Genomic DNA, 17,646 nt, shown 5'->3' with positions numbered 1-17,646 from the left:
CTCAGGCCTCGTCTTCGTCCACGGTTCCTGTCAGCTCTTCGTCGTCTGGCAAAGGAACTTCGCGAAGTAGCTTTCTAAGGTTGGTGGATATTTCGTTTCTTATGTCCTCGAAAATAGGCTCAAGCTCATCGTTCGTATTATTTTGTTCCGCGACTGCGAAGGCCCAGAGAAGAAGGTCCATGCCTTCCACTGCATATCCACTGGCAGCCGCCCTCTGGTAGATCTTCATATAGAAATCATGGTGTTTGTTAATGCGCACGCCTGAAACGAAACCTGAGTCCGCTTCGCTGCGCATTGCCGGTTCCCAGAGATCGCCCGAAGTGATCGTTTCTACCGCCTCTACATAGATGCTATCGGCGCTGACATTAATATCCACAGGGACTCTAAGCTTTATTCCGGCTCCACGATTGTTATTGAGGGTTGCCGTCTTTTGCTCCGGGTCTGCCGAACCGACAGCAGGTTTTTTCGTGGATGGAGTGTTGCCGATTGCCTTATTGGCGCTTCCGTGATCCACTCCACGTTCCGCTGCAACGGCCTTCTCTTTTCGGCGATAGCGGTTTCCAGCTTCGCGGTACGTGGGCTGCAGCAATGTCTTCAAGGCCTCTTCAAGTGCCGGGTCAAAGAGGATTTTTGATTTCTTGACGTCGACCTTAAATGCCTCATCAAGTTTGTAATCAAAGTCGAACTCGACCCTCAAAAGTGACGTATGCGGTTCTACCGCCCCGAACACCCCAAGCCAGCCACCTTGCTGAATCACACGACCTTCCCGGTGGATGTAAAAACCCTGACCACGGTTGGTAATGTTGGCAACCTTTTGCTCTTCCTTTGAAAGGTCCCTTCTGTTGGGAAGAATCCACGCCTTGATGTGCGCAAGCTCAACCGAACCATCTTCCAATTCGATCTCTAGTTTCTGCTTTTCTGGAGGCAGAACTTGTTCGGCCTTTTCGGGGTAAAACGGGTTCCAAGGATCGACATTTTCACCGTTTATGGTGATTACGACGTTCCGCTCTCGTTCATCATTCGCATCCAAAAACCTGTAGTAGATTAATGCCGCGTGCTCTTTCAGTCGGTCACCGAGCCTGCGGACCGCCGCTTGCTCCCGAGCGCCACCTGGCTCTTCGTATTCCTTAGACAACAGGCGATCACATTTGGACCAGATGACAAGCGTACCCTTATCGCCACAAAGCTCTTCAAAAACCTCATGTTCATCTGCGGTCATTGGCTCCCGCAGCATCTCCCACTGGTTTTCCTCCTCGACATGCTCAAGATCCCACGCCAGCTTTGAGAACTCATCGCTGGCAGACCTACGAGAAATAACAGTGAATCTGAGGCAGACCGAACTGGACGCTGTCTTCAATCCAAGCCCGAATTTCCCGAGGCTGGCGAGGTTTGCTCTCGCCGGCGCACCATAGCGCATCGCATCGAACAGCATATCGTAATCCATGCCGTCGCCATTGTCCCCGAAGTAAACAAACTTCTTCCCGTCCTCGGCCAGCTCAATGCGGACGTGAACCTCAGTTGCATTCGCCGCAATCGAGTTATCAATTATGTCGGCTGCCGCGGTGTTAAAGCTGTATCCAGTGTCCCTAAGGCCATAGATGAGCCTAGGGGCATCGGGCTGGTTAATCAGATCTTTCAAATTTGCGCTCCCTTCTTCGATGACCTCCGTGACCAGCCTAATCGGACCGGTCCGGCGGAAGCCTAGGTATGTTGCTGACTCTGCTCACCTCCTACCGTGGAGACCAGAGCAGGCGTTTACAAGGCTGAGCCGAGGATTTTTCGCGCCGGGAATGAAGGCCGAAGTGGGAGGGCATCCGTCAAATTAGAACAAGTGATTTGGGCCAGGTGCAAACGTCAGCCCTCATCTTCCTTAATCATGGTAATTCGAGCAATGTCTTCAGACGTTCCTGCCAGCTCAAGGAGAATATTTGCCCTGCTTGTGGCGACATAAATCAGCTCGGGATCTCGCAATTCTTCAAGGCCTATTACAAAGACGCAGGGCCGGGAGAGACCTTTGAATCTGCGGACAGAGTCGAAAATGATACGATTAGGGGCAAGCTCATCCGCGCGGCAAGTATCGATGCCCGCAATTTTTCCCGGCGGCGCTTTCAAGTCTGTCGAATTGCTTGTGAGCACGGCTATCTGTCCGACACCAACCTGGGAGGACGACAACAAGCGAGCTATTCGTTCATTAACTTTGGAAAACGCGAGATCGCTTGAGCGACACTCCATGATGCCTACAGGCTCGCCTTCGGGGCCAATGGCAGTTGACCGCCGGCCTTCGTACCACTTAGAAATAAGTGCATGAATGCGCCGGGTGTTTCTGAGGTTTCGCGTCAGTGGGATGGCTGACTGAGGCAAAGCTGAAATGAAATTGTCATCCTGTGAGAAAAGACGCTGATTGTCGTCGAAAAACACATAGAAGCGCTCCTCCCCTCCATCCTTCAGGATCAGTCGCAATGAGTTTAACCAGGAGTCACGAAAATCTTGGCCTTCATCGATAATGATTGTGTCGAAACCGAAATCACGTCGACTGCCCACTGCGTCCACCAGAGCTTCTGGCAGGTAAGTATCAAACAAAGCCTGCCCCACGTTCGCAGGCAAATCAATCGAAGCATCTTCAGCAAACTTGCGACAGAGTGAGTGAAAACTGGCAACTACAAGGTTCTCCTGACCTTTACAGGAGTTCTGAAGATGGTTTGCCAGCGGTGCGTTGAAACAGGTCAACAAAGTACGCTGCCCGTCCTTTGCAAATCTGATGGCGGCTTCAATGGCCAACACGGTTTTGCCACTTCCTGCTCCGCCAGAAATCGCCAGTTCATTGTTGTCAGCGAGGGAGTCAAGAATCCAGGCTTGCTCGCCGGTCAGACGTTCTATTTCCCTGGCGTCATCCGCCAGGCTGCCGCCGATGTGGGCATGAAGTTCAAAGTGGCTGGCTAGCAGCTCTTCGAGCGCCTTCAACCCATCAAGGCCAAGTGGCTCCTCACGAGCGTCAGCCCCCTCCGTCATTCGGCGAACGACCCAGCGGTCAAGTTTTTCCATGTCATCACCAAAAGCCACGATTTCGAGCGGCGCGTCAGAGGCAAGTGCACGTGAAGGTCGCGTGCTGCCTGGCAGGATTGCGCCGTGACGAACGCGTATAAAACGACTGCCGAGACGCTTCTTTAGTCGCTTGAGAAAGTGATGCTTACTACTCCGAGCCTGGGAAATAGGGTTCTTGATTTTGAACGTAAATCCATCCCGATCAGTACTGAGCCATTGGCCGTCTTCCTTTCGGCAGCTTACACGCCCCCCTTTAACTTCAAGAAAAAGTAGCCCATTCTCGCGGTGCGCTACGATGAAGTCGGCTTCACCATCAAATTCGCCGCCGCCAGCATCCGCTTCATGCCATGACCTTGAATAATAGACGTTATAGTCACCTGCGAGTTGGTCGCGAAGCATCTCGTAGACGCGAATTTCAGAAGACAGTTTTGGATTTTCAATAACGTGTTTCGGAAGCTGAGACGGATACATGCGGGCCATGTTCATTCCCCCCCGTTGAGAAGATTTCTGAAGAACCCGATTTCGGGCTGGTTCGGCGTACCTACGAGCATGCCGCGGTCCAGATGCCGGTTGAAATGCTCGCAAGAGGTTTCCGGAAGAAAGGTGCAGCAATGACATGCCGCAGAACCCGAGCCTTCCGACAAAGACAGGATCCCGCTGCTGCAAAGTGGATCTGAGGAGCACCATTCCAGATCACGCAATGCAGAAAACAAAAGCGGCCCCAGCTCGTTTGTTCGTCCCTTTCGGGATAACCCTCCCAAAGTGCCATCGGAATCCGGCGCCGATGTATAGAGGAGGAAGCCGCACATTCCTCCCGGACCAGGCGAAACGTACAAACGCTCTCTGATGGAGGCAGTTGAATATCCGCTGTCCAGTGAAAGCTGTTCTGCAAGGGCATGTGCGGTCGTGTGCACCAAAAGCAGGCGTGGCGAGATCGTCATCGGGAAAGGGCGATCTTCTCCATTATGCTCACGCCAGGCGCTTTCTGCCGCAATGTGCGCCTCTCTGGCCCGGTCAGAAACTTCTTTTCGTGCCTCCCATTTTGAAACTTTTTCGTCATCAAAGCTTATGAAGATTCCTTCTCCACGCACTTCAATAGCAGGAAGCCAGTTCAGTTTTGCGTCCGAAAGCGGCGCAACAAATGCACTATTATCATTGGCCTCCACAGCGTTGAGGCGGCTGAACCCTCGAAGTACGCGAACCTCGCGCAATCGCTCGACCGACACGAGGTGGCTCAGGTAACCAGCCATGCCGGGTGGCAAACTTTGTGGGCTGATCTGGAACTCAGGGAAATGCTCATCACCAGCAGCTCCGGAACAAAGCATCATATGCTCATTGGGCCGAAGATCGCCCGTTTGGTCGTCCAGCAAATTGAGCAAAGTCAGAATTTTTTTCGTCAGTTCCTCTGCTCTAACCTGCGGATCTGGCCAAACCGGGTGAATCTTTTTCTTCACATAGAGAGGGAGCTGGTCCCGATCGTCCAGCGATATGAGATCATCCCAGAATTCCTCAAGCATATCCCGGAAAGAACCGCCGAACGGAGGAACATCTAACGCCGAAGCAATGACCGGGAAGTAAGCATTTGAAGCACCTCGTTGAATTGCGACAGGCTGATGGCTGCACCCCTTTGCCTCAGATTTCAGCCAAGGCGACTTTCCATCACAGGGCAGCTTTCCGAGCGCTCCAGGAGATAACGCCCCGTCGAGGTCTCTTTGCTGATTGCATTCGGTACAGTGAACTTTCAGCCCCTTCAGACCAGCTCCATCGCCAATTAGTTTTAGTGGTTTCTTTTTTGAGCACGTTTCAAGATGTCTCGGCCATGACATCCATGGAAAATCCTGAAGGTGACCGGCAGGGCAAGTGACTACAAATCGAACCGGAACCGCGTAAACTTTTCTAATCCTTTTTCCTCTGCCGGAACTGCAATTTGTGCAGTAGAGTTCGGGTTTTTCAATCTCAGAGCCCCAGAAGCGGCTTCTCTGCAAAAGATTGCATTTGGGGCAAACATGCCAGTCTGGGAAGCGATATGCGGGCAGCAGGCGCGGCCTCTTGGACTGTCCGAAACGTTCCTCACCGACAGGCGGCAGGCGAAATCCCCGAACTTGCAGGCGTGCCTGGAGCGGTTCGTGATTGATCCGCTGGTCATTGAGCAAGCCCGGCTTAGCCGAAAGTTTGTCCCAGGACTCGAGACCGGCGGCCACCACAGAGATAGGCGCCCCGTCCTCACCTCGAAAATCAATAATAGCCCCGGGACCGTTGCCAGAGAGAACCTGACTCCGTCGAATTTTCCCGATAGATTTCATCAATTTGCCCCCCTGTCGTGAGATCCACCAAGGAGGACGAATGGCGTAGACGCCTCTACTGTGCGAAGTGAATTAGGCGTTGGTTTCTGTTTGCTGAAGCGGGCTCTGTTTCCGCGCTCTGCAGCAGCTTCTGCCGAGGTCAAAAGCGCATCGTTATAGTCGCTCCAGTATTCACTCAGGCCTTGATGATCAAACCAGTCATCAAGGAATTTGTCGAGCTGCCGGCGCGCAGCGTCGGCCTCAGCTGGATCGATGCGCTCTATCCGTTCAATGATCCTATTCAACAACTCCTCTGCCTCTTTCTGATGTTGTTGAATGGCTCCCGGGTCCGTCATTCCGTTTACAAGGTGGCGAACCAGAGCCACATACGGAGCATGGAGTGCCCTGTCTCGAGCGCGCGGCGCGAAGGGTGTGACACTCGTGGCTTCGACGTCACGATAAAGACTGCGGTGCCAGCTGGCGAAAGTCTCATACCGACTGCGATCGCGAGATTTTGCGGCGTTAAATAAGGTAATCACGAGGCCGGGGGCACGACTGCTGCGACCTACGCGGCTGGTAGCCTGAATGTACTCAGCAATGGTCTTTGGTTGCCCGTTAACCAGCATCAAGCCAAGACGCGAAACATCCATTCCAACCGAAATCATGTTGCTGGCCAGCACGACATCGATGTGATCCGGATCGTTCCATGGTCGTTCCAAATCCTTCAGGAAGCGAGGAATTTCGCTTGAGCGCACACGACTCGTCAACTCGATTTGTGTCTGAGCATCGCGTTCTGGTTCATTCCCATGGCGAGCAGCGTAATCGTGAATACTTCGCGCCGCGTCGTCTCGCATCAGTACGAGCGCACCACCGAGTTCTCTTAGCGAATTAAAGTAGTTTACCAGCGTCCAGTAGCCATCTCGCGCGCCGTCATCCAGCCTGGCGTCTGTTGCCGCTTGCAGAAGCGAAGCGGCAACGGCCTGTTGGGTGAACTTGGCCGAGCGTCCAACAGTTGTCACACCAACATACCGGCGTCCCGGAACACTTCGGTCCTCAACAGCAAAGCCGGAATTCGTGTGGTCGAGACCCGGTGGTGGAAACTGGAATGAGTTCCGGTCAAACAGTGCCCTAATCTGAGCTTCAGCTCGGCGGATTGTTGCGGTCGATCCGATTATCTTGGCGCGATGTTCGGACGTCCCACGACACAACTCATCGATAGCCGTTTCATAGAGCCCTGCCAGACTGCCGAGAGGTCCCGAGATTAAATGCAACTCATCCTGAATAATCAAATCCGGCGGATCAGCCGGAGTTCCTACGCCGAAAAGGCACCCTGATGTCTGATTTCGGGTGATTTGCGCGTACTTGTCCACCGTCCCAATTATAAGCGTCGGCTGCTCGCGATAGACGTCTTCGTCAACCGTCCAGACAGGCAGCAGACCGATTGCCTCGGCCACATCGCAAGACATGGAAGTGCAGCGTACCTCAATCCTTCCCCCGTCAGCGGACTGTTTCCAGTCCAGTGGCTGGTGGCATCTTGGGCATGTTCGCAGTTGAGCCGGAGAACTTTCGCCATTATTTGCCAGAGCCCTTTCCGCATCTGCCACTTTGTTCGGCGTTGCCCCTTCACCAACCCAGAGCCCCAATGAAATTGGGGCATCTGTGGCAAAATGCGCAGGCAATTTGGCAGAGCCGGCATCAGCTTTTCCGATCCGGATCATCTCGCAGGCGCAAATAAGCGCGGCAGCTCGCTCAAACTGCTGAATCGTCAAGAGACGAAGCGTGTATCGCATGAAGGTAGTTACCCCTGCACCACGGGGATGGCCTGAAGCCCTCAGGCGGCGCAGAAAAATAGCGAAGGCCGTCAGCAAAAGATAGGCTTCTGTTTTCCCACCACCTGTTGGAAACCACAGAAGATCCATTGTCTCACGTTCCGGAGACGAGTTGTTGGCCAGAGATTCTAAACTCAAAAGCGCGAACCCTAGCTGGAAAGGCCTCCACGAAAGTTCCGGCGGCTCAGGATTAATCCGCCACGAATACTGGAGCCCTAGAGCAGCGTTGGCCATTCGAAAGGCATTAAGAACGTCAGGCGCTTCTTCAAGAAGCGCTATCCCTTTGCGCATTCGCTGCTCAGCCTCGCGGCAACGGCTGATGTGCAGTTCCCCATGTTCGGTCAGTTGGGTCGGGAGCCCAGAGACCCCACCCTCTGCCTTTGCAATCCATTCAGAATATCCATCGACAAATGCACGCAGACCTTCGCAAAGCACAGCTGTATCATTTGTCGCGAGCCAGCTAGCACTAAGCGGCGCGCGAGCTTCTTCACTATTGAATTCAACATCACCAACGGCGCTCACAACGTGAACTGTCGCTTCCGGGAACCAGCTGGTTCTTACCTCCCGGACTGTGCCATCAACCGGCTCGTCCCAGGTCGCGGAACATGTGTGTCCCACGGCCCATTGCTGCACATTTCTGTAGAGGAGGCCCGCTGATTTTGCATCGTCGTCTTGACTTGTGCCCACCAGACGATCTGGCTTTGGAACGAAGTGACACTCCCGCTCACATTCAACACAGAGCGATACTTGAAACAAAGCCGCTTCTTCATTTGCAACACGGCTCTTCGCCTCAGCAGGCTTTGCATCGTTCGTCAGGGCCAGTGTAACCAGCTGGACATCCTTCCAGGGAGCAACACGTACGTGAAGACTTGCCCCCGGGAGGCCATACTCCGCCAGACTAAGGGTTGGCAATTCATTGGATTGCAGTTTGTCCAGCTCAAGAATGAGTTCGGCCAAGTAGGGCTCGCGCCGCCAATCCTTCCTGCGTCGAGAACGAGTTTCCCCTTCTTCGCTCTGCGCCTCATCCGCACGATAGCGCGCGCCTTCAACCGTCACACGCAACGAAGCGCCTTTGCCTGAAGGCAAAACCGCAAATGACAAGCCTGCAGAACTCGGCCTGAACGTCGATGCAGCTTTTACACCGTCAAGTGCGGTGCCGGCATAATCAGCGTCATCAGCATCAGATGCCTCATCATCATCTTCCGCAGAAATTGCCGTCCTTTGAGCAAAAAGAATCCCCGTGAGATATCGATCTGTTGGCCTGTCGCTGATCACCTCATCTTCCGCTTCAGGCCCTATGAGGTCGACTTTCAATCGTTTCACCAATATGTCGCGAGCATCGTTCATGTGCATTCTTCAAAACCTTTTTCACTTCAACGAGGTACCTGAGCGAAGCCCCCTATGAGAGGCATCAATCCAACAGAGGGTGCATTTCCTGTGCGATCTAGCACCACGACGGTCGTGGCACCCACCACCGAAAACCCAGAGATGCGCTCCGGCAACGGGCTGTCCAAAGCGGTCTGCCTTATCGATTGCAGCACCTCGACAAAGCCGGGGGACAGGCAGCCCAGAAGCGCGGCGTCTCCGCCAACAGCACGAATAAGAAGCCTTTCCTCAGAATCTACGACTGTCTCTGCAAAAACTCCGGCAGCCGCAGCCTGCCAGATGGCTGCTATCGTATGTCGAGGATCGTCTATCTTTGCTACTCGCAGGAAATCTTGCCAGTTTTCAAGATCACCTTCGAGCCCGATTTCGATCAGTCGGTATTCCTTTCGAGGAGCCCAGTATCGTGCAGGCTTACCTTTGGAATAATACTTGTCCGGAGTGATCCATGCCGTCCTCAGTTCGGCAGCGGAACGCGTCGCTCCCACATACAGAGTTCGCGCCTCGTCTCCCCAATCGACTGTATCGCCATATGGAGCACGGGTCAGGAGCAACATTACGCGTTGATCCTCGCGACCCTTTATCGCGTGAATCGTTGAAATAAGTGGCCCACCATTGCCCTCGTAGTCGCAGAGTAGTTCCAGTGGAGCATCCTCGAGGGCTTCTGCCACATGGCCTATGAGAATACTGTCGCGGCCGGATCCATCGAGTTCGAGCAGAATTTCCCAACACGCCTGACTATCCTCGTGAATTGCCGGTTGAAGGGCACCATGAAGAAATTCAAACGCTTCCCTAGACAGTCTCTCAGATGCCGGAAGACCGCCAAGCGTTGCGCCGATCCAGGGTGCAATCCGAACCGGACGGTCAGGAAGCCGCATGCGGAACTGACGCCCTTCGGCTCGCAACGCCTCCGCCGCAGTAAAAAGGGCCTTGCGACTCCGCGTGAGGATCAGGCCGCGCGTTGTGGTCGGATGGGTCGTGAACTTTGCGATACCCGTCTCCAGAGCTGCATCCTGTATCTGTTGGCGCACCTTGAAGTATGTATCGCGAGAACCATCAGGATCACTTCGCAGAACCTCCCGCGCTTCTTCAAATAACCGCTGAAGAGAGCTGTTCGTGGTTCGGTGGTCAAACTCCAGCCGATCATTCCGGAAATTCTCAGAATTTGCTTTTTCGGAAAGGAAAGTAACTTCGCTTCTGCTGCGACCCTGGTAACCATAGATTGCCTGAGCAAAATCTCCCAGAATCGTCACGCCACATTCAGGATGCAACAACTCGACGAGAGAGTCGCAAAGTGCCTTTCTGTCGCCCACGAGGTCCTGTGCCTCATCTATTACGACATGTTCAAGCTGACCGATTGCATCTGCCACTAATGCGTCCCCCGAACGCAGAAGATTCGTCGCAGCTCGGATGTTGGCATCGTACCCGGCGGATCCTCCAGCCCCGGTGACCCACAGAAGACGAGCAGCAAAAGAGTCGAAGGTACGGATTTGAAGAGCCGTCACATTCGGCACGTCGGCAAGTTGCGCGAAGATCCGATCCCTGATTTCTGCCACCGCCAAGCGGGTGAAACTTAGAAGAAGAATACGAGAAGGAGCCAGAGATTCTTCCTGTACGAGCGTAATCACTCGCTTACATGCTACATGGGTTTTTCCCGAACCAGGGCCGGCCTCGACTACCAGACGAGCCTGCGCAGGAGCATTGACCACTCTTTGCTGACTGGGATCGAGCCGCGACGCGCCTTGCTCATACTCTGATGTTGGCAGTGTCCCGAACCATTCGTTAAGGAAACTGGCATTCACGTCGCTTAGGGACCACTCCAGCGTCACCGGATCGAAAGAACCGCATAGTTGCAGCGCGCACATTAGTTCCGGCGGCATAGGACTTTGATTTGTCCACCGTCCGCTTGATTGCAGAAAGCCAATAGGCCCCTGAGTATCTTCTGCTGCGAACTCTCTCAGCAGGTCGATCAAAGTTTCAGTTGCACCTGTCTCCGCCTCTGGAAAGAGAAGGTCAGATTCCTCGCTGAAACCAACCTCGTGATTGCCGAGCACAATGATGCGACCATCGGGAAGCGCCACCCGCCGTTCAGGCAGTGCTACTAAAACAGGTTCATCACGAACTACGCCAAATCCGATGTCATTTACGCTGCACAAGACATCTATCACATTCTCAACAGTGGAAACGACATCCGAGGAATCACCATCAGTAATGAATTGAGTAACCCACTCCACAACAGAGATGCGGCTGATGCCTTTTCTAACGTTGACTATGCTACGAACAAGGTCCGCAATTGCGCGCCTGGTACGTGGGCCAGAACGCATAGATACAAAAACTTTGGGAAAATTCACCGGGACAGAATTCACGCTTAAATCTCAAATTTCTTAAGTATTTTTGTTGACTTCATCAGCCTAACTATCAACTTTGTCGCCGATGCGGCAGAAATTTGCAACCGTAGGTTAAACTCGAAGTATTTTAAGAAAAAAGTTTGGAGATTGGCTAATGCAAGCAACCGAGGTCCTGAAAGGCCAGCACTCGGCGCTTGCAGACCATTTCTCCGATCTCGCCCGTGCGCGTGAAAACCTCCCTGTCTTCGCCGTAGAGCACGAGCTGGACAGAACTCAGATCGAGCAACTGAAAACAGCCCTTGCTCTCGCCTTGGAGCAGGATCCCCACCTGAAGCGGGCAAACTGGACCTGGAGTTACTTGCCACTTTTGATTGTGGCTTCTGAGGTCGGGTACCGTTACAGGGGTACGGGAACGGACTTCTGGCCATTATTATCTCGAGAAATTATCGTCGAGACCGGTTTGGAATTTAGGACCGCCATCACTCGATTGTTTGAAATTGGTCACCAGAATTTTCAGCTGGCACGTCCGGGAGACAGTCCATGGGAACGACATTTCCCATTAATTGCATGGCCAATTTGCAACGCATTAGCGCCTTTGGAGATTCAGCCTCAGATCACTGATGCGCTCCGGCGAGCGATACGATCAGGAATTTCAGTTGAGGATACGGACTCTCTCTTTGAGTACCTTAAACAACTTGCGTCAGGACACTCAAGCCGTCGCTTTGAGCACTGGCTTGGTAACGGTGATGTCGCGCACGAGGTTATGCGACGTTTGCTCATTCCCGACGCTGAGGGATGGATGTCTGCCGGTATTCTTGGCAGGATCGACGAGGATGTCCGCAAGGATGCGAGATCATTCCGCGCGATTTCCGAAGCTCGCCGTGGTTTGGCACGCAAGACTTCACGAGCGAAGGAATTCCCCTCCTCCCGCTTCGTCCTCAGCCTCTCCGATGGCTTACCTCATGAACTGGCAATACGTGGACCAGTTCTGAAAGCAAGTCTGCGAGACGAAATGGTCGCTGAACTGCGCATTCAAGGAGATCGGATCAGAGCCATGGGCGCAGAACAAAGTATTTCACTGCGCTCCTTTCTCGCTGGCGGCGAGATCGCGCTTGGCCCTTTTGGTACTCTTCCAAAACATCCCCTGTATGATTTAGGCACCTCGTCTGGCCAGCAACGGGAAGATACAAACTCATATTTGGATAAATTGCAGCCTGACGACGCATCCTTCTTTTTGATTGAAGCGGGAGAACACAGTGCCACGGCTGTTTTCTCTACTGACGTTCTTCCAGCAAGCGCGTCAGTAATTCAATGGCTTCGGAACGATCGCGATGGATCACCCGAATTTCGCCGTCTTGAAACAGATTCAGATGCAGATGCTGAGTTCCTGCGACGGCATGGTTTCACGTTGCCATCAAAGAAGCCGGCTTTTCGTGTTCTAGGCATGCCAATGCCCGGTGTCACTCCAAGTTTTTCCGCGCAGTTTCCGGTTCTTGTTTCGGCTCGCAATAATGGTCTTACTCCTTTTCTCGATGGCGAGAAGTACCCTGAGTTCTGGCTGGAGTTGCTCGGCGAAAGATGGGCTGCGTTTCAGCCTTCTCCGGGAGAGCACACGCTTTCATCACCCGACCTCGACGACGCGGACTCCATCCTTATCGAGGTCATAGAGCCGCCCGATATTGAACCAGCTTCCATCAGTATTCAGCCCGCCAGAGCAACTTTACGTGATCTTGAGCTCGGCAGACTGGAGATAAAAATCGCTTCGCCAGTTGCGTTAGAACAGGTTTCTGTCTGCCTTCGCCTTTGGTCGGGCGACCGGCGGATTTCCACAATCAAAGAAATAATCGACCGAACACCTCATGTGATCGCCGGGGGTTCGCCGCTGCTGCGGAGCTTACACACGCAATTGCATCAATATGAGGGACCTTTAGGTAGCGTGCGCCTCGACGTGGAAGTAAAGGGGCTCCGGCCAGCCAGTGCTCTGCTTTCACCCGGCCTTCCGGATCTTTATTATGATCCTGGTTTGGGGCGCTGGCTGGACGAAAATACCGAAAACGTAACCTTTTCGACTCTTGTTGCGACTCCGGGCTCCCCATTGCCTCATGCCGACCAAGGCGACGACGGTGACCTGAAGTTACTCTTACCGGCTTCCCGGCAGCATCAGACGCTAGGCTCAGGAATTGTTGTTTCGGACAGCCGCCAGTTCAGTTTTGAACAACTAACTGGAGAAAGGGTAAACTTTCCAACTTTGTTACGAGAGACCGACTCCCGCGACGGCGACGTCGGATTGATCGATGTTGCTCGGGCCACATTAGCTTGGCAACTGGCTGAAGCCGACGATGTTATCAGCAACTGGCGTCGTTTCTCTGTTGTCGACCATCTCGAAGCTGCAGTCATTGGACTCCTTTGTGGCAAAGAGTGGCAGAAAACTGAGGCGGGAATAGATCTCTCCATCCTGTCTCAACATGGCGCGCTGTTCCGATGTGCAGAGTCTGCGGGACTGCTCACAGGTGAAGACTTGCCGAGCATTGAAAACAATTCTGACTGGATGTTTTTCAGAGACCGCCTGATTGACCGCTTTAGGGCAACGGTAAATACGATCGCCGAAACCTTGCACAACTGGGAGGAGGACCTGGGTGGAGATCTGGACCTCGCGGTGATTGACGCTTACGAGGACCTTCGACTTCATCTGGAGAAAGATGGTCGCGAAGCGTTCGAAGAAGTCGATATGGCGCGTCCAGCAGAGGACTGGCTCGAGGCATTAGTGCAGGCGCAGGAAATGCCACTTCTTCCCATGTTCAGGCGCTTCATCCTTCCTGACGCACGTTGGATATCACTTTCCAATGCCCCGTACGACGAGTTCACCGAGAACGATCTTGTCGATCTTCTTGACGAATGCCACGTTGATGCCTCTCGTCGACCTGGACTGCGATGGATCGGCAGGGCTGAATTGCGAACCTTAGTGCAATTCTGGCTGTCTCCAGAAGCAGCAATATTTGAGGAAAACTGGCCACGGCTTCTTGCTAAAACCCTGTCAGATGTGCGAACGGCGCGCGCAGTTCGTTATACCGCTCTTCGCTACAAGCTTGCGCGACAGGATATGCGCGACGGAGCGATGACGTGACAGATCAGTACCTTCGTTTCGTCAATGGAGTTCAAGCCCTTCGCCGCAGGACCTCGGCGCTAAGTATCGGCCTTTGCGGAGCTCTTGGAGTAGCCGCCGATCCGCTTCCTCACCAGCTTTCAACGGTGCGACGAGTCCTCGGTGATACCCACATCCGGCATCTTTTGTCAGATGAGGTCGGCCTCGGTAAAACAGTCCAGGCATTGATGATCATCAATGCTTTGCGCTGGCAGCAGTCCTCACATCGTACGATTGTTGTCGCTCCCGACAACCTCTTGTCGCAATGGCAGGAGGAATGCTGGATCCGCGGGCACATCATGCCTTCCCTTGCAGGCACGCTGGATGACAGCATTGACGAAACAGCGGCCGTCACTCTTGCAAGGCCTCGTGACCTTATGATCCGCCAGGGTGAGGGCAAACGCACCATCACCGCCGATCCGTTTGTGTTCGACTTACTGATTGTAGACGAGCCCCAGACCATGCCGCGCGAGACAATCCAACTGTTGTCGCAGGCCTCTGATAACTTTCGGCAAGTACTGGTACTTTCAGCCACGCCACGCCTCGGCGATCAGGCGTGGCGTGAACTGATCCTGCGGATGATTGAACCTGAAGCAAGTCAGTTGGCGCGCTTGGAGGGACGGACTCTCGATGAAGTCCTTGAAGATCGCGAAAAGAACGCGATCGCACTCCTTGAAAATGACAATAACGCCCGACAGTGGGCTCGGAGCTTTTTACGAGCGTCTTCGGGGAGGAGAATAATCCGCAACGGAAGGAACGAGTGGAGCGACTTCTTGCCAAAGCGCAGAAACCACGAAGTACGTATCCAACCGATTGCTTCCGAGCGTGTCCGATTTGAAATTGCTGACAGATTGCTGGCAGACGCTGATCCAGCGAACGGCCTTCAGGGACCAACCTGGACTGCTGCACGAGCATTGCAGCGAAGCGCACGGGCTGCTCGCACCGTCCTGTCCGAAATTTCAGTGCAAGGCGGAAAGCTTGGCGAAACGGCGGAACAGGCGCGCCTCGCCTCGCTTGAGGACCCGGGGGACAGCCGCCTTGACGCACTTCTGGATATTCTGGCCAGCCAATGGAGTGATGCACCGGAAAGATCCTTCATAATTGTCTGTGGCGACAACCCCACGATTGACATGCTCCGCACTTCGTTGCCGCGATATTTTCCTGACCTTACGGACGCGATTTCTGTGATGCGGCGCCCTGCAACAAGCGAAGTGGACGGAGTATCAAATCTCAGGGAAATACAGGAAACTCTTGCTCCGCTACTCGCGGGCGAGAGCCGGCTTCTGCTTGTTGGGGACTGGGTGCAGGCCGGGTTGAACCTTCATCACGTGGCGCAAGGAATTATTTTTTTCGCACTGCCTTGGGAAATCGATAGCATTGACCAGCTTATTGGCCGGATCGACCGTCTCGGCAGGTCAAAGCTCCGAAGCAGGAAGCAGAACACGGTCGACATATGGCGCATCCTCGTAGAGGGCTCTCAGGAGGCAGCTATCGCTGATCTCGTCGCATCGCTGGGTGTTTTTGATGCACCGTTACCCCCCCTTTCCGCTGACGAACTTCAGAAGGTTCAGACCCTGCTGGGCGAGACTGCCAAAACTCGAAAACTTCCTGGTACGATAGCGCGTCTCGCTGAGAACGGAACAGGACTGAAAAGCAACTTCCTATCAGCAGACCCATATACTCCAGAGCGGGCGACAGTCGCGTTCTCTTCTTGGCGGGACCAGGCCTGCCCGGAACCAGCAATGATGCAAGACATTGCAAAGTCACAGGAAACGCCTGTCAAACGAGAAGAGCGCGCCCTTGGCGCGTGGTTCAAAACTATCGGGAAATCCGGAGACTTCGATATAAGCTCCCGCCCTGACAACGTGGACGGGTACCGTTTCAGAACTTTATGGTACTATCGCGAAGCTGCCACAGGGCGTGCAGGCGAAAGCCCTTTTCAGCTACCAGAGACCACTCGGGACAACTGGATGTCCGGTCATATTCCTTTCATCTATCGTCGCTCAGATATCGGAACACCTCCGCGAAAAGCTGTGTTTACCGATCAAGGTGAAGAAACAGCGAGGCCTCTGCATTTCCTGGATCACGGAAATGTCGTCCACGATGCCGTGCTGAACGGTTATGCAAAGGCTGCTAGCGATCACTTCGGCATCGAAACACCAGTTGTGCAAACCAGTGTTATACTTCCCGAAGGCCATCCAGCCCGTGAAATTGGCTCTCTTGCGCTCCTGACGGTTGCGACCGTCGACTCCTTCCCGGATCAAATCGTTCCAGACCTTTGGTCTCCAGAGGCAAAAGCACTTCTCAACAATGCCAGAACTGACGCGCAGAAAAATGCGCTCCTGGCGGACCGTAGGGCTCTTCAAGCTCTCTTTAGGGCGCTACAACGCAAAGTGCGTCTAGAGAACCCCGGAACACTGATCCGGGTGGGGACGGTAAACGGTCCAGATGGTTGGAAGCAATTGAGTACTGAACATATTGACCTTTGCCTCCAGCCCATCACCGCCTCGACCGACAACGCGATCGCTCGTGGACGCACCCCGTTTGCAAATCTTCTGCGGCCTGATGTAGCCAAAGCTCTTCGAGCGAAACAACTGGAGTATATAAAATCGGAAGCAGTCAAATTCTCCCAACGTGTTGTGGAACAATCCTTGTCGGTGCTTGAGGATTTTGCCACACAAGTTTCTGGTCAGATTGAAATTGAAGTCCGAAACCGTGAACTTGGGTTGCAGCGGCGCAGAAATTCGCGGCCGGAAGGGGTACCCCTTGAACTCTGGCAAGGTCAAATTGCAGTGCTTGAGCGTTCACTTGAAATGGCTAGGCTGAACGGAACTGAGGCGATCAGGCTGGTTCAGGAGGTTGGTGCCGGACGACTGAAATTTCCGCAGCCAGAGCCGATAAGCATTCTGGTGTCCCTTGTCAGCGATCAGTGAAGACAACACACACTAATGCGTCGGCGCCTCGGTTTGAGATATAGCCTGCTCGATTGGGCTGAAATAATGCGCAATGACTGCCGGGGCAAGATCGGCGAGACGAAGCAATTCAAGAAATTTCAAACAAATCGGTGTGATGCGCTACTTGCGATTTCCGGGATTAAGACGGTAAGTACTCCGATTGAGAGCATGACATGGCCTGAATGCAGTTGGCTCAACGAAAACCGAAGCGCGCGGCCAATTCATCTCGTTCGGACGGGGAAATGCTCAGTATCTTGTCATTTCGATCTCGGTGGATTTTGCCAAGCCTTTCAAGACCACTGGTCCCCTTGCTATATCGATAGTCAGAGAGATTATCGGTTGTTAGAGGCAATGTAACGTTCGTCGATATGTCGGATAGCTTTAGCATATAGCCTGGCTTGCTTTTATTGGGGTTGCGAACTTGTGGCATTTCCACTTCATCGATGCTCACAAGCCTGGCAACTGCATGCAGGCCACTCTTTTGACCGCCACCATCATCAAGCCAGACAAATACCTCCTTGCCGATATCATCTGCTGAAAGCTTGGCCGACTTCATTCTGGGAACCAAGCCACTCTCGCCTGAAAATGCTGTTCGACTGACTTTGAGCAAGAATGACATTCTATTTCTTTCCTAGTGCTGTTGGGTAAAGATGGTTGGAGTATAAG

At 53.5% G+C, this 17,646-nt stretch carries 8 protein-coding genes; 2 read left to right on the top strand and 6 right to left on the bottom strand.

The annotated features are described in order from the left end of the window. Nucleotide 1: 1 nt before the first annotated feature. From AC2FNE_RS07960 to AC2FNE_RS07940, 5 genes are all read right to left on the bottom strand, one after another. Complete coding sequence (locus AC2FNE_RS07960) at nucleotides 2-1,639, bottom strand: ATP-binding protein (RefSeq protein WP_496805126.1); 1,638 nt, start codon at nucleotides 1,637-1,639, stop codon at nucleotides 2-4. Nucleotides 1,640-1,854: 215 nt separating this feature from the next. Then, a complete protein-coding gene (locus AC2FNE_RS07955) occupies nucleotides 1,855-3,522 on the bottom strand; it encodes a nuclease-related domain-containing DEAD/DEAH box helicase (protein WP_496805125.1) in 1,668 nt (555 codons plus the stop codon). Nucleotides 3,523-3,524: 2 nt separating this feature from the next. Then, the gene (gene drmB, locus AC2FNE_RS07950; RefSeq protein WP_496805124.1) at nucleotides 3,525-5,345 is read right to left on the bottom strand and encodes a DrmB family protein; all 1,821 of its coding nucleotides are present in this window, start codon (nucleotides 5,343-5,345) and stop codon (nucleotides 3,525-3,527) included. Then, nucleotides 5,345-8,500, bottom strand: a complete 3,156-nt coding sequence (locus tag AC2FNE_RS07945; RefSeq protein WP_496805123.1) for a helicase-related protein — start codon at nucleotides 8,498-8,500, stop codon at nucleotides 5,345-5,347. Before AC2FNE_RS07945 ends, drmB begins: the two co-directional genes overlap by 1 nt. A gap of 26 nt (nucleotides 8,501-8,526) precedes the next feature. Further along, the gene (locus AC2FNE_RS07940; RefSeq protein WP_496805122.1) at nucleotides 8,527-10,902 is read right to left on the bottom strand and encodes a UvrD-helicase domain-containing protein; all 2,376 of its coding nucleotides are present in this window, start codon (nucleotides 10,900-10,902) and stop codon (nucleotides 8,527-8,529) included. A gap of 136 nt (nucleotides 10,903-11,038) precedes the next feature. Here AC2FNE_RS07940 and AC2FNE_RS07935 point away from each other — a divergent pair, with 136 nt between their 5' ends. Both AC2FNE_RS07935 and AC2FNE_RS07930 read left to right on the top strand, forming a co-directional pair. Then, entirely contained in the window at nucleotides 11,039-14,008 is a 2,970-nt protein-coding gene (locus tag AC2FNE_RS07935; protein ID WP_496805121.1) for a hypothetical protein, read from the top strand. Further along, nucleotides 14,005-16,959, top strand: a complete 2,955-nt coding sequence (locus AC2FNE_RS07930) for an SNF2-related protein (RefSeq protein ID WP_496805120.1) — start codon at nucleotides 14,005-14,007, stop codon at nucleotides 16,957-16,959. The genes AC2FNE_RS07935 and AC2FNE_RS07930 overlap by 4 nt, the downstream gene beginning before the upstream one ends. A gap of 214 nt (nucleotides 16,960-17,173) precedes the next feature. On the opposite strand, the gene AC2FNE_RS07925 is transcribed toward AC2FNE_RS07930, so the two are convergent. After that, complete coding sequence (locus AC2FNE_RS07925; RefSeq protein ID WP_496805119.1) at nucleotides 17,174-17,599, bottom strand: hypothetical protein; 426 nt, start codon at nucleotides 17,597-17,599, stop codon at nucleotides 17,174-17,176. Nucleotides 17,600-17,646 lie beyond the last annotated feature (47 nt).

It is taken from the genome of Ruegeria sp. YKSD179 (genome assembly GCF_059612885.1).
Note: the sequence above shows the minus strand (reverse complement) of the source record. Positions and strands in the feature narration are given on the sequence as shown.